The following is a 14,280-nucleotide window of genomic DNA, read 5'->3' on the forward strand; positions in this document are numbered from 1 at the left end:
TTCGGTTTAACGGCGTAGCCGTCACGCAGGAACTGCGTGGTGTTTCGCTCCAATCTGCGTGAAACGCCACTGTCCTGTGGATAGTAAGCATACGCCGGCGTTTACGAATTCGGATTTCTCATGTTCCGACTACTGAACTCCAGGCGGTACGCCTTGTGTACAATATGGTCAAGACAGGCATCCGCCATCCGCATAGGTGCTGTCAGCAAATAGCTCATACCATGCTTTTACGGGAAGCTGGGATACAAACATGGTTGACTTTCATGATTCCCGGCTGTCAATCACCTCAAATAGGTCCCGGCATTTGTCGAGATCTATCTCCATAAGCCCAAAGTCATCTATAATCAGCAGGTCGAGTCCGGCCAGCTGGTTGACGGATTCAAGATACTCCGATTTCGCCCTCGCCCGCTCCAATTCATTCATGAGCGTGTTTGCCCGGATATAACTGTGATTCAAGAAAAGCATCTCGTCCATCTCTTCTTATTCCACCCCAATTCTTTAGAATATATTAATTTGAAATCCCCCCCAAAAAATGTTATACTTTTGGAAAATAATACTACTAACCCAGGATAGTTAAAGAACACTATCCCCCCACCCAAAACAGGAGCCCCCACCCCTCATGACCTTCACCATCACCCCAGCCACCCCGCCCGACTACCCCTCCATCGCCCGCCTAATCCAAACCGTATGGCAGGCCCTAGATCAAAAGTCCTGGTTTGCCGCCGACAACGATGATTACACCCTCCACATGCTCGAATCCGGACAAGGCATTGCATTTAAGGCAGTTGATCAAACATCACAAGCCCTTGCCGGAATCTTCATGCTCGTATTTCCCGGCCTATCAGAGGAGAATTTAGGAAGAGATATCAATTTATCAGAGACAGATTTATTAAAAGTAGCTCATATGGATTCTGCGGCTGTTCTTCCTCAATACCGGGGACACGGCCTTCAGAATAAACTAATGCAGGCAGCCGAGGCCGAGGCCAGGCAGCGGGGATACCGGTATCTGATGTGCACCGTACACCCAGATAATCACTACAGTAAAAACAATGTACTGAAACAGGGATATCACGTCATAGCCACCAAAGAAAAATATGGCGGCTATACGAGAAATATTTTATTAAAAGAAATAAAGAAATAGAAAACAAAAGAAATAAAAAACTAAAGAACTAAAAACTAAAGAACCGGAGGTAATATGAGAAAATATCTAATTTTAACAGCAGCTTGTTTAGCATTGACAATGGCATTGTCAGCGTGCAGCGGTTCGGATAAGAATGCGGAGACCAGCCAGCCGAGCGAAGCTGCGACAAAAGAGATAATTGTTGAACTGGACAGCCAGGCAGAGCCGGAGACTTCATCGGAAGAGAGTGCGGCCGCATCATCAGAAGCATCCGAAGGGAACGGAGATCAGTCAATGCTTGAAGGGGCGCAAACAGAAGCCTTAGCAGAAAACACGACGCCGGAGACCACCACCGCAATGCCGGTCTATGAAGTAAAGCCTATGGAAAAGACCATGTATGCCATTAAGCCGGTAAATGTCAGAGAGGGTTATACCACAGGCACAGCGGTATTGTCCAGTTTGAAGGCAGGACAGGAAGTAGAAGTTACCGGCATGTCGGAAAATGGCTGGATTCAGATTAAGTTTAATGGCGGCGAAGCCTATGTTTACAAAACTTATCTGTCTGAATCAAAAGACGATGTGGAAACAAAGGCGGCATCAGAGAGCAAAGCGAATAAAGGAACAGCGGCTGCCGATCCTGCACAGAAGGCTACTCAGCCGGCCTCGCAGCCGTCGACGGAGTCGGCTGCGGCTCCGGAATCAGCACCAACCCCTGTGACAATACCTCCTTCACCAATCAGTTAACCGGTTGAAACTCTTAAATAGCTTGTGCAGTGCTGTATAATCATATAGCAAAAACCTATGGACTATATAATATATATAGTATTTGACTATCGGATGAAAATAGGGCATACTAGAGACATCAAAGAAATAATAGTACACATTAAAGAAATAACAGTACAAATCTTTCAGGAGGGTATTTACATGGTAAAACTGTATGATGGCGGCGCATACTTAGTTAACGGAACTGAGATCGTTCCGGAGGAGGAAGCTGCAAAAGTCGCTTCTTTAACGGGAAAAGAAGTAACAAAAGAAAAAGCTAAAAAAGGTACAATGGCTTATTCAATCTTAGAAGCCCACAACACGTCAGGGGATATGGACAAGTTAAAATTGAAGTTTGATGCGATGACATCCCATGATATCACATTTGTAGGAATTGTTCAGACTGCAAAAGCTTCAGGAATGGAGAAATTCCCGGTACCTTACGTTCTTACTAACTGCCACAACTCTTTATGCGCGGTTGGCGGAACGATCAATGAGGACGACCACATGTTCGGTTTATCCGCATGTAAGAAATACGGCGGCATTTTTGTTCCTCCACATATTGCGGTTATTCATCAGTATATGCGTGAGATGATGGCAGGCGGCGGTAAGATGATTCTCGGATCTGACAGCCACACCCGTTACGGCGCTCTTGGAACCATGGCTATTGGTGAAGGCGGCGGAGAACTGGTTAAACAGCTGCTTTGCGATACTTATGACGTTTCTTATCCGGGCGTGGTTGCCGTATATCTGGACGGAAAACCTAATCCGGGCGTAGGACCTCAGGATATTGCGCTGGCAATTATCGGGGCTGTATTTAAATGCGGATATGTGAAGAACAAAGTAATGGAATTTGTGGGACCCGGCATTTCATCCATGACAACGGATTACAGAAATGGTGTGGATGTTATGACAACAGAAACCACATGTCTTTCCTCCATCTGGAGAACTGATGAGGATACAAAGGCATTTTTAGCGCTTCATGGAAGAGCAGATGACTATAAAGAATTGAATCCGGCTGATGTGGCATACTATGACGGAATGGTTTATGTGGATCTTAGCACGGTAAAACCGATGATCGCGCTTCCGTTCCATCCAAGCAATACATATGAAATCGATGAATTAAATGCGAACTTAGAAGATATTTTAAGAACTGTAGAAGTGGAAGCGGCTAAGATTTCAGGCAATCCTGATATCAATTTCAGCCTGACCGATAAGATTGTGGACGGCAAACTGCAGGTGACACAGGGAATTATTGCAGGATGTGCAGGCGGTAACTATACCAATGTGATGGAAGCAGCCCATATCTTAAAAGGAAAGAACTGCGGAGCGGATGAATTCTCATTATCCGTATATCCTTCCTCACAGCCAGTTTATATGGATCTCGTTAGAAAGGGAGCCGTTTCAGATCTTATGGCAGCAGGAGCTGTGCTTAAAACTGCATTCTGCGGACCATGCTTCGGTGCCGGAGATACGCCTGCCAACAACGGATTCAGCATCCGCCATACCACCAGAAACTTCCCGAACCGTGAAGGTTCAAAACCTGGCGTAGGACAGATGTCGGCAGTTGCGCTGATGGATTCCCGCTCTATCGCTGCAACGGCGGCTAACGGAGGTAAACTGACTTCTGCAACTGAGGTTGTGGACGATTATCAGGTACCGGATTATGAATTTGATGATACGGTTTACAAGAGCAGAATTTATCAGGGATATCAGGCAGGTGACACGGAAAAAGATCTGGTTTACGGCCCTAATATCAAAGACTGGCCTGAGATGAGCCCGTTAACAGATAATATCTTATTAAAAGTATGTTCTAAGATCATGGACCCGGTTACTACCACGGATGAATTGATTCCGTCAGGAGAAACCTCTTCCTACCGTTCCAATCCTCTTGGACTGGCAGAGTTCACATTGTCAAGACGTGATCCTCAGTATGTCGGCAGAAGCAAGGAAGTGGATAAAATGGAAAAAGCGAGAGCAGCAGGACAGTGCCCGATGGAAGTTGATCCGGAATTAAAGGCTGTTTTCGATAAGATTAAAACCATTCCTGGAAATGAGCAGATTAAAGCGTCTGAAACTGAGATCGGAAGCATGATCTATGCGATTAAGCCGGGAGACGGTTCCGCACGTGAACAGGCGGCCAGCTGCCAGAGAGTAATCGGCGGACTCGCTAATATCTGTAAGGAATATGCGACTAAGAGATACCGTTCCAACGTTATGAACTGGGGCATGCTGCCGTTCCAGATGGAAGCTGAACCGGAATTTGAAGTTGGCGATTATATCTATGTTCCTAATGTGAAAGAAGCTTTGGACGGAGATATGAAAGACATCAAAGCTTACGTGATCGGCGATACCATCAAGGAATTGAACCTTTATATTGCGGATATGACGCCGGATGAGAAGAAGATTGTAAAAGCTGGATGCTTGATTAATTATAACAGAAACCGATAAATTATGGATAAAAGAGGGATGGCTGCATGCTGTCCCTCTTTTATATATGTGCGCTTGGCGGGCGTATGTTCCGGAAAGTGCAGCTGGTTAAATCGGGCGGGGTGTTGTAAACTAGTAGTATGTGAGGTACCTGGGAGAAAATCAGAAAGGGAGCAGACCATTTTGGAAAAACGGCATTACGATAAAATCATCATTGGCGTCAGCATAGCTGCGGTGGCATTTATGCTGATCTTTAATATCTTCATTTTTAAGAATTACCAGAGCAATCTGATCAGCATGCAGGAGAATCATATGATGACCACTACAAAGGCGGTGGCCAATAATCTGGAAAATTATTATAATGGAGAGCTCAACAACTTTTCCGTCTACTTTGAGGGAGACATGGATGTAGAGAGGGCATTGCGGTTTTTCCATGAGCAGCCGGAGATTTCGTCGATCTGTGTGATTGGCGGCGATGGGATAAGGCTGCTTTATGAGGGCAATGAATACGGAACGTTTTGGGATCAGGCGTACACTGCTTATCAGGAGAAGGGGGCGGAAGAGGCAGCTCTTTTATCCCCGGTTTTGACATCGGAGCGCCATTATACACAGTTTATGGCTGCAAAAACCAGATGGGAGGGGAAAGATGCCTGCGTGATCGCTTCCATGGAGATGGAATCGATCTACAACCTGATTGTCAGACCCATTAAGATCGGGCAATACGGATATTCCATGGTAAAGAATTATGACGGCACCATTTTGATGCATAAATCGGTGAATCAGATCGGAATTGACGCGGTAGAAGGCAGAAAGACGCAGTACAGCGAATATGATCTGGATCTCAGCGATTTGGAAAGCTGGGTTGAACAGCAGAGAACGACCCCGGAGGGCAGCCGGATTTTAAACAGCTATTGGTGGGAAGACGGGAAGGAACCGGTGCAAACCAAGAAAGTTGTGGCATATACGCAGGCTTCCATAGGAGAAGAGACCTGGATCATTAACAGCACGCTGGATTATAATGAGATCTATAAGCCGCTGGTAAAGACCAGGTGGTATGTATTCTGTGTGTCTGTGGTCACAATCGGGGGATTTGGAATTCTTCTGGCCTGGATCATCAATAATGCCAATCAGAATAAAACCATGGAACTTGAGATGAAGCATCTTCTGGAGATGAATTCGGCTTGGGAGGAACTGCACAAAAGAGAAGAACAGATCCGCCACAATGATAAGATCAGAACCTTGGGCACTATGACCAGCATGATTTCCCATGAGTTCAACAACTTTTTGACGCCTGTCATGCTGTATGGGGATATGCTGTTGGAGGACCCGGATATCAGTGAGGAGAACAAGGGATGTCTGGCTGAAATGGTGGCCGCGGCCCATAAAGCAAAAGACTTGACAAAAGAATTATCCCGCTATGGGCACAGCGGAACGGGAAGCGGTAAAAAGATGGTTCTTCATGTGGTGGAGGAAATTAACAGGAGCCTGGCCATAATAAAAAAGACGCTGCCGGACAATATTACGCTTACTGAAAACCTTCAGCCGGATGACGGTTACGGGCTGATGGGCAGTTCCGGCATGGTCAATCAGGTGATTGTGAACCTTTGCACTAATGCAGTCTATGCGATGCAGGAAAAGGGCGGAAGCCTTACGGTGAAGGGCATTATGCTGGAAGAAGAGGGGCATGTAAAGTATGCGGTTACGGTCAGCGATACCGGCCCGGGAATGCCGGAGGAGACGTTAAAACAAATATTCACCCCATTTTATACCACGAAAGAGAGCGGATCGGGAACCGGACTTGGCCTTTCGGTGGTTCAGGATCTGATTCATCAGGTGTCCGGTGAGATCAATGTGGTTTCCGTAGAAGGAAAGGGGACCAGATTTGATGTTGTGCTGCCTTTGTTCCGGATAGTGGAAAACAGCAGAGAGGACAAAAATCCGGAAAGCCTGAAAGATCTGAGCATATTTATTTTGGATGATAATGAAAAGGTATCCAGGGCATTACATAAAAGTTTAAAGCCGTTATGTAAGAAAATAGTGTCTTATACCCATCCGGAAGAAGCTTTGGCGTCGATGAAAAAAGAAGTGTCAAACTGGGATGCGGTGATAACCGATTATTCCATGCCGGTGATGAATGGGCTGGAGTTTTCAGGGATACTGAGAAGTCTTGGATACAGTAAGACCATAGTCCTTATTTCCGGCAATTTAAACCAGGATGTGCAGTGGTATCTGGACCATGGGATCGTAGATTTTGTGTTGGAAAAACCGGTTTCGGTTCAGGAAATTGAGGAAATACTGAGTTCTTAATGGATTTTAAGATTTGGGTCAGATTATAGTAAGATTTACCCTTTAAAGTATAAGTATCAAATGAAAAAAACATATAATGAGAGGGGTAAATGTATGTATCTTGCAGTAATTGGTTTTTTAATGGTGTTTGCAATTGTTGCCTTATTGTTAAAGGGCAAGATGTCACCGATCGTGGTGCTGATATTTATACCGGCTGTAGCGGCTCTTTTGGCCGGATTCGGCGTGGTTGAGATCGGCGGCTTTATTAAAGAGGGCGTGGGTACAACCACCAGTAATGCGATTCTCTTTATTTTTTCCGTAATCTTTTTCGGGGTGATGTCAGATGTCGGGGTATTTGATATCATTGTGGATTTTCTTGTTAAAAAAGCGGGGGCCAATGTTATTGCCATAACGGTTGTAACCGCTATTATCGCGGTAATCGCCCATTTGGATGGCGCTACTGCAACTACTGTATTAATTACGATCCCGGCCATGTATCCCATCTATAAGAGAATGAACATCCGTCCCCAGGTTTTGTTATGCATCGTGGCTGCGGGCATGGGCGTTATGAACCTTCTTCCATGGGGCGGCCCTACAGCCAGAACGGCTACTGTCCTTGGAATGGAAGCGACCGATCTTTGGCATATACTGATTCCGATTCAGATATTCGGTGTAATCACCACGGTTGCGCTCAGTGTTGTTTTAGGCGTCATTGAAAAGAAGAGGGGTGCCGGACTGGTTAAAGGAAGCGTTCAGGAAGCCAATGAAAATACAGTTGAGAAAGATAAAAAAGACGCATTAAAAAGACCGAAACTTTTATGGTTTAACGTGCTTTTGACAGTTGGCCTGATTGCCACACTGATGCTTGATATCGTTACATCTTACGTTGTATTTATGATCTTTTTAAGCGTTGCCCTGATTGTAAACTTCCCGTCTTTAAAAGAACAGGATGGAAGAATCAAAGCGCATGCGCCGTCCGCACTCATTATTTCCGCTACGATGATCGCAGCAGGAGCCATGGTAGGCGTGCTGAGCGGTACCGGTATGCTGGATGCGATGGCAGGCGCTCTGATCGGGATTATTCCGACTCCTTTGGGACGTTTTATCCATATCATTTTTGGTATCTTCGCTCTGCCTTTAGGTATGATGGTTGGTACGGACGCTTACTTCTATGGAATTATGCCTCTTGTAATCGAAGTGGGTACCAAATATGGCGTAACAGCCCTCAATACCGCATTAACCATGATTATCGGAAAAAATGTGGGTCTTATGATAAGCCCTCTGGTTCCGGCAACCTTCTTAGCCATCGGACTTGTGGATGTGGAATTAAAGGATCATATCAAATTCTGTTTTAAATGGCTGGTAGGAGTTTCTTTAGTGACATTGACTGCCGGATTATTGATGGGAATCATCACTTTATAAGCTGCCAATTTTCTGCTATAATTACATAAGAAATAAGCCTGACTCTGGGAACAGTTTGTTTCCGGAGTTTAGTGCGGTTTAAGAGAAGGGGCAGGAATGGAAAAAAAGATATTAATCGTAGATGACGAAGCCATGATAAGAAAATCCGTTTCCATGGCTTTTTTGCGGGAAGGCATGCAGGTGAGCACGGCCGGCAGCGGTCAGGAAGCTTTGGATCTGTTGAGCCGAGAGAACTTTGATCTCATTATTTTAGATGTGATGCTTGGAGATCTGGATGGATTTTATGTGGTCAGTGTGATACGCAGACAGAAAATCATGACCCCGGTTCTCTTCCTCAGCGGAAACCAGGAGGAGCAGAGTAAGATTCTGGGAATCTCTCTGGGAGGAGACGATTATCTGACCAAGCCCTTCAGCCTCGCAATGCTGACTACAAAGGCCCATGCCCTGATGCGGCGGAGCCAGGACTACAATATGCCTCAGAGCCAGGACCCGGTGTGCAGGGAACTGAGGTTTTCCCTTCAGACCTATGAGCTGTATAAAAATGGAAAGATAATCGTTCTGACTTCTAAGGAAACCGCCCTGATCCGTTTTTTCATGGAAAACCAAAACCAGGTGTTTACAAAAGAACAGCTGTACCAGCAGGTGTGGAACAATCAGGTAGTGGATGATAATACCATAATGGTCTATATCAAGCGTCTGAGGGACAAGATAGAAGATGCCCCCAAAAATCCGGTCTATTTAAAAACCGTCTGGGGCCTGGGGTATCTGTTCGGCGGATCATGAACGTTTGGTAATTCAGTCGGAACTGCCGCAGTCAAATGCTTCTTTTACCATACGGATGAACAGCTGGTCCGCTTTTGATAAAAAGCTGTTCTTTAATGTGGCGATGCACATATCCCAGCTGGCGTCGTACTTTTTATCGATGGATAAAATGGTGGGCAGATATTCATTTGGCGCGATCTGCGAATACTGGAGCGGAACCAGGGTTACGCCCAGACCCTGAGCGGCTAAAAGCTGTGCAGTTTCATAATTTCTCAGCGTCAGCCCTATCTTTGGCTGGGTGATTCCGGCCTTTGCCAGCACGGAATCCGTAACCTGGCGGATTCGCTGCTGTTTGTGAAGCATGAGAAAGGTTTCATTTTTTAATAGTTTGATATCGAGAACCGGATAAGGATAATCCGGTTCTTTTTTTGCCTTTTTAACCAAAGGATGATTGGGAGATATGGCGATGACAAACGGGTCCTTCTTCATGTTATCATAATGAATCAGCGGCTGGTTATTGACTTTGGGCGCATGCATGATGGAAAAATCCAGCTCTCCGCTGAGTAAAAGCTGTTCTAATGTGGCGGAATTTTCTTCTGAAATGAGCAGTTCCACATGGGAACAGATATCCCGGAATCTTGGAAGCACTTTGGATAGGGTCAGAGTGCCCAAATGGTTGGTGATTCCAAGATGAATCCGTCCTGTTTTTAAATTATTGATATCGCTGATCTCTATTTCGAAATCCTCATACATTTTAAGGATTTGAGAAGCCATGTGATAATAGCGTTCCCCTGCGAAGGTCAGGGCCAATCCGCTTGAAGTGCGGTTGAAGAGCTGGGTGCCCAGTGTTTCCTCAATTCTCTGAAGAGACTGGCTCAGTGATGGCTGGGCGATAAACAGTTTCTTCGCGGCCTGTGATATGCTTTTTTCATCTGCCACGGTCTTAACATATAATAATTCTTTGCTGGTCATGTGGGACTCTCCTTTAGCAAGCGGATATTAATTCTCCGCCTGCTGGTTGATTGATAAAAGCGTATTGTAATTATCCTGCAGATGTTCTTCCATAGCTGCGCGGGCAGCCAAAGCATCGCGGCTGCGGATGGCATCTACGATCTTCTGGTGGGTTATGGCAGCCCGCCCTGCCAGCGCGGAATTGGTCAGGTCGATGTATGTACCGATCGCCGTATTGATGATTGGAATTAACTTGGGGACAACCCGGTTGCCGGTGCAGACGGCAATTTTTGTATGAAACTTAATATCCTGACTTCCATAATTTTCTTTCAGATTAATCAGACGGGTTACATCATCGCAAAGCTCCTGAAGCTGTACAATATCCTTATCCGTGGCATGGGAGGCGGCCATAAATGCCAGTTGAGGCTCAATCATCAGACGAATTTCGCATAGATCCAGCCCCAGTTTTTTCTGGTCGTGTTCAAAGCGAAAGCCGAGAGGATCGTCCATAACGCCAACACTTTCGCGGACAAAGGTCCCTGATCCACGGCGGATCTCTAATATATTGCGGGTAACTAAGATCTTAATCGCTTCTCTCACGGTACTTCTTCCTATGTTCAGCGTGGAGGCCAGTTCCATCTCGTTAGGGAGTTTTTCCCCTGTTTTTAGATTCCGGTTTATTACAAATTCTTCAATTTTATCGGCTACACGTTCAGGAAGGGAACGGGAGTCAATAAAAAAATTATCCTGCAAAAGATCACATCCTGTTATTCAAATTTTCTAAATATTATTTTCCCGTAACTGTTCAGAGGCCATGCAAGAAGAGGCCCTCTTTGAATAGTTACATTTTCCAAAATAATACCAAGCTTTATATAAGTATAACAAAATCTCGTACTTCTGCAACCTATATTTGTACATAAAAATGCTGTGGGCCGGGGATTACAGAATTAGATTCTGCAAAAATTGAAGATTTTAGAAATAGTATAGGTGAAAATCGATAAAAAAACAGATTATTATTGACGTTTTTTGTGTAGTATGATAATCTAAACATATGAGCATCAGACATCAGATGTATTTTGAGAAAGGGGGATAAAGCAGATCAATTTATAACAGAGAACAGAAAGGATGAAGTGAGTATGAAACGATTGAAGACAGGAATTATAGGCTGCGGCAAGGTTGGGGATTTTCATGCTAAAGCATATGCCGGCCTGCCGTCAAGTGAATTCTGCGCGGTATGTGACGCCAGTGAAGACAGGGCAGGAGCATTTGGCAAGCGTTATGGAGTGAAGGCTTATACAGACGTGGCGGAGATGGTACGTCAGGAGCATATGGATGTGGTGAGTGTATGTACCCCCCATCCGCTTCATGCCAACCCGGCAGTTGCTGCAGCCGACTGCGGATGCCATGTGCTTGTGGAGAAGCCGCTGGCAGCCAGCCTCGCTGACTGTGACGCCATCATTGAGGCGGGAGACCGGAACGGGGTAACGATCGGAACTATGGTACAGAGACGGTTCTACCGCCCCTGTATGAGGATTCATGATGCCATTGAAGAAGGAAAGATTGGAAAGCCGGTTCTTGGCATGGTGAATATGTTCGGATGGCGGGATCAGGCTTATTATCAAAGTGACGCCTGGCGTGGAACCTGGACAGGAGAAGGCGGCGGCGTGCTGGTGAATCAGGCGCCTCACCAGTTGGATCTGCTGCTGTGGTATATGGGCGAAGCGGAAGAAGTATATGGGGTATGGAAGAATTTGAACCATCCTTATATTGAAGTGGAGGATACGGCCGCAGCAATTGTGAAGTTTAAAAACGGCGGAATCGGCAACATCGTTGTCAGCAATAGTCAGAATCCGGCGCTCTATGGAAAAGTGCACATCTTTGGTGAGAATGGAGCTGGGATTGGGGTGCAGACGGACGGAGGCGCTATGTTTATCGCAGGCATTTCCGAGATTACAGAACCGCCTTACAATGACTTGTGGACAGTTCCCGGTGAAGCGGAGAATCTGGAAAGATGGAAACAGGAAGATTGTGATTTCTTTCAGAGCGTGGACTCCATGTATTATTATCACAGGCAGCAGATTGAAGAATTTCTGACAGCAGTACAAAACGGTACAAAACCGTTAGTGGATGCAAGAGACGGTCGCAGGACGGTCGAACTGTTTACCGCTATTTACCGCAGTACCAAGGAAAATGCTGTTATCAGGCTGCCGCTAAAATAGGAGGAAGAAGATGCTGGTATCTTACAATGAAGCATGTGCAAAGGACTGTTCCACTTTGGAAAAAGATCTGGAATTATGTGAAAAGGCCGGATTTGACTGTATCGAGATCCGTCTGGACATGCTGAAGGAGTATTTAAAGACACATACGCTGGCTGAGTTGGCCGTTTTTTTTAAGAACAGCCGTCTGCGCCCCCACGCGCTCAATGCCGTTTACCTGTATCCGGAGTTTCTGAGTGAACAGGATGATAAGGAAAAGCAGTCATCCCTGATGGATGAATTTTTGCTGGGGTGTGAGGCCTGTCAGGCCATCGGAAGCCGCTATATGATTATCGTTCCATTTCTTCAAAAAGATCCTGCAGGCGGCCCTTATGCAGGAAAAAAAGAGGATACCTTCCGTTCAAGTGTCAGGATTTTGAAGGAGCTGTCTGAGCGGGCTCAGGCATATGAGGTGAATCTGTGCTTTGAGATTGTGGGATTTGACCGCAGCAGCGTGCGGAGCATAAAAGAGGCGGATGAGATCGTAAAAGCGGTTGAAAGGGAAAACGTGGGATTTGTGCTGGATTCCTATAACCTCTATTTAAATGGAGGAAACAATGATTTCTCGGATATCCGGAAGATACAGCCTGAAAAGATTTTCGCCGTCCATTTGATGAGCGGCGATGACGTCCCGGCACAGGAACGGGGACAGGATAAACGCTGTTTCTGCGGCCAGGGAGCGGTGGATACGGATGGATTTTTAAAAGAATTAAAGGCCTGCGGCTATAACGGAATGGTTTCCGTGGAAACGTTCCGGCCGGAGTACTGGCAGAAGTCACCGGAATGGGTGATCGAGCAGGCGTATAAGACGACGTATGTTGCGCTGAAAAAGAATGGCTGCATATAAATACATACAAAGAAAAAGGGGGATATATTAATGGATGTAACACGTTTATTGATTGCACTTGCAGTTGGTATGGTTGTGCTGATTATTATGATCATGAAAACAAAGATTCACCCGGCTCTGGCTCTGGTTATCTCTGCTGCCGTTGTCGGAATTGTGGGAGGAGTGGACCTGGCTGCCATACCGGGGCTGATTACTTCCGGTTTTGGCAATACGCTTGCAGGTATTGGTCTGGTTATCGCATTTGGCTGTATGATGGGTCAGGTGATGGAAGAGTCCAATGCGGCCAAGGTAATGGCCCATACATTTATAAAAGCATTGAAGGGTAAAAATGAAGAGGTCGCTTTGGCGATCACCGGATTTTTAGTATCAATTCCTATCTTTGCAGATTCTGCATTGATTATTTTAGCTCCGCTGGTAAAATCCATTTCACGCGCTAAGAAAAAATCTCTGACAGGCTTAGGGCTGATCATGGCATGCGCGTTGAACATTACCCATGCATCCGTACCTCCTACACCGGGACCTTTGGCCGTAGTGGCCCAGTTCGGTGATACCATTGATCTGGGAACTTACATATTGTTCGGTTTGGTGATGGGAATTCCGTTGATGATCATCATCGCAATTACAGGCCGTATCGTGGGTCAGAAATGGTATAAGATCGTGGATGAAAACGGCGAAATCATCGATGTGAGCCCGGAACAGGCGAAAGAGTACGCCGAGTATTCATCCAAACCTACCACTCCTGAATTAGATCCGAATGAAACCTATCCGTCCGCATTTATGTCATTTGCCCCAATCCTGGTTCCGGTTGTTTTGATACTGCTCAGCACCGTCACCAGCATGGTGTATCAAGGGGAAGGAAACATGGTAACAGAGCTGATCGCTTTCTTCGGAAGCCCGGTCATCGCTATTTCTATCGCTTTGCTGGTTGCAATTTACGGTTTGGCCGGTCATAAGTCACGGAAAGAGGTGCAGGATTGTCTGGAACGAGGAATCAGAAGCTGCGGTACGGTAATTTTAATCACCGGCGCCGGCGGAGCCTTTGGAAACATCATTAAATCCAGCGGAATTGGAGACGTTATTGCTCAAAGCCTGACCAATATGAATATGCCGGTTCTTCTGCTTCCTTTCTTAATGGCAGCGATTTTAAAACTGGTTTTAGGAAGCGGTACGGTTGCCATGACCACTACGGCTACGATCTGTGCTCCGATCCTCATGCAGGTTCCGGGCGCCAATATGATGTTCTGCGCCTATGCGGCATGTATCGGTTCCCAGGTATTTTCACTGCATAACGACAGCTTTTTCTGGGTGCTCACCCGTACCTTTAAGCTGGATAAGCTGGATGTCCAGATTTTTGGATATGAAGGGATGCAGTTTATATGGTCCTGCAGCGGATTTGTTCTGCTGAGCATTGTAAATATGGTATTTTAGTGCCTGATTAACGAAGG

12 protein-coding genes are annotated in these 14,280 nt (G+C 45.9%); 9 read left to right on the forward strand and 3 right to left on the reverse strand.

The genetic code is table 11. The features are described 5' to 3' along the window. Positions 1 to 261: 261 nt before the first annotated feature. Positions 262 to 456, reverse strand: a complete 195-nt coding sequence (locus tag C0033_RS27495) for an ATP-binding protein (RefSeq protein ID WP_242984538.1) — start codon at positions 454 to 456, stop codon at positions 262 to 264. A gap of 163 nt (positions 457 to 619) precedes the next feature. Here C0033_RS27495 and C0033_RS17695 point away from each other — a divergent pair, with 163 nt between their 5' ends. From C0033_RS17695 to C0033_RS17720, 6 genes are all read left to right on the forward strand, one after another. Beyond that, a complete protein-coding gene (locus C0033_RS17695; protein WP_103229230.1) occupies positions 620 to 1,141 on the forward strand; it encodes an N-acetyltransferase in 522 nt (173 codons plus the stop codon). A 54-nt stretch (positions 1,142 to 1,195) separates the two neighbouring features. Beyond that, on the forward strand, positions 1,196 to 1,864 hold the full coding sequence (locus tag C0033_RS17700; protein ID WP_103229231.1) for an SH3 domain-containing protein: 669 nt from the start codon (positions 1,196 to 1,198) through the stop codon (positions 1,862 to 1,864). A 180-nt stretch (positions 1,865 to 2,044) separates the two neighbouring features. Then, entirely contained in the window at positions 2,045 to 4,333 is a 2,289-nt protein-coding gene (locus tag C0033_RS17705) for a hydratase (protein WP_103229232.1), read from the forward strand. A gap of 162 nt (positions 4,334 to 4,495) precedes the next feature. Continuing rightward, positions 4,496 to 6,619: an ATP-binding protein gene (locus tag C0033_RS17710; protein ID WP_180994796.1), complete on the forward strand. Its 2,124-nt coding sequence runs from the start codon at positions 4,496 to 4,498 to the stop codon at positions 6,617 to 6,619. Between the two features lie 93 nt (positions 6,620 to 6,712). Further along, a complete protein-coding gene (locus C0033_RS17715; protein ID WP_103229234.1) occupies positions 6,713 to 8,020 on the forward strand; it encodes a citrate:proton symporter in 1,308 nt (435 codons plus the stop codon). Positions 8,021 to 8,116: 96 nt separating this feature from the next. Then, complete coding sequence (locus C0033_RS17720) at positions 8,117 to 8,803, forward strand: response regulator transcription factor (protein WP_103229235.1); 687 nt, start codon at positions 8,117 to 8,119, stop codon at positions 8,801 to 8,803. A gap of 12 nt (positions 8,804 to 8,815) precedes the next feature. Here the strand turns inward: C0033_RS17720 and C0033_RS17725 are convergent, their stop codons facing one another. Together C0033_RS17725 and C0033_RS17730 are read right to left on the reverse strand one after the other, a co-directional pair. Next, positions 8,816 to 9,754, reverse strand: coding sequence for a LysR family transcriptional regulator (locus C0033_RS17725; RefSeq protein ID WP_103229236.1), 939 nt, complete (start codon positions 9,752 to 9,754; stop codon positions 8,816 to 8,818). A gap of 27 nt (positions 9,755 to 9,781) precedes the next feature. Next, positions 9,782 to 10,486, reverse strand: a complete 705-nt coding sequence (locus C0033_RS17730; RefSeq protein ID WP_103229237.1) for a FadR/GntR family transcriptional regulator — start codon at positions 10,484 to 10,486, stop codon at positions 9,782 to 9,784. A 383-nt stretch (positions 10,487 to 10,869) separates the two neighbouring features. Between C0033_RS17730 and C0033_RS17735 the strand changes: the two genes are divergently transcribed. The 3 genes from C0033_RS17735 to C0033_RS17745 are packed head-to-tail and all read left to right on the forward strand — an operon-like array spanning position 10,870 to position 14,263. After that, positions 10,870 to 11,952: a Gfo/Idh/MocA family oxidoreductase gene (locus C0033_RS17735; RefSeq protein ID WP_103229238.1), complete on the forward strand. Its 1,083-nt coding sequence runs from the start codon at positions 10,870 to 10,872 to the stop codon at positions 11,950 to 11,952. A gap of 10 nt (positions 11,953 to 11,962) precedes the next feature. Beyond that, on the forward strand, positions 11,963 to 12,835 hold the full coding sequence (locus tag C0033_RS17740; protein ID WP_103229239.1) for a sugar phosphate isomerase/epimerase family protein: 873 nt from the start codon (positions 11,963 to 11,965) through the stop codon (positions 12,833 to 12,835). 30 nt (positions 12,836 to 12,865) lie between these two features. Then, positions 12,866 to 14,263: a gluconate:H+ symporter gene (locus C0033_RS17745; RefSeq protein WP_103229240.1), complete on the forward strand. Its 1,398-nt coding sequence runs from the start codon at positions 12,866 to 12,868 to the stop codon at positions 14,261 to 14,263. The last annotated feature ends 17 nt before the right edge of the window (positions 14,264 to 14,280 follow it).

The organism is Clostridium sp. chh4-2 (assembly GCF_002899675.1).
Lineage (GTDB): Bacteria > Bacillota > Clostridia > Lachnospirales > Lachnospiraceae > CHH4-2.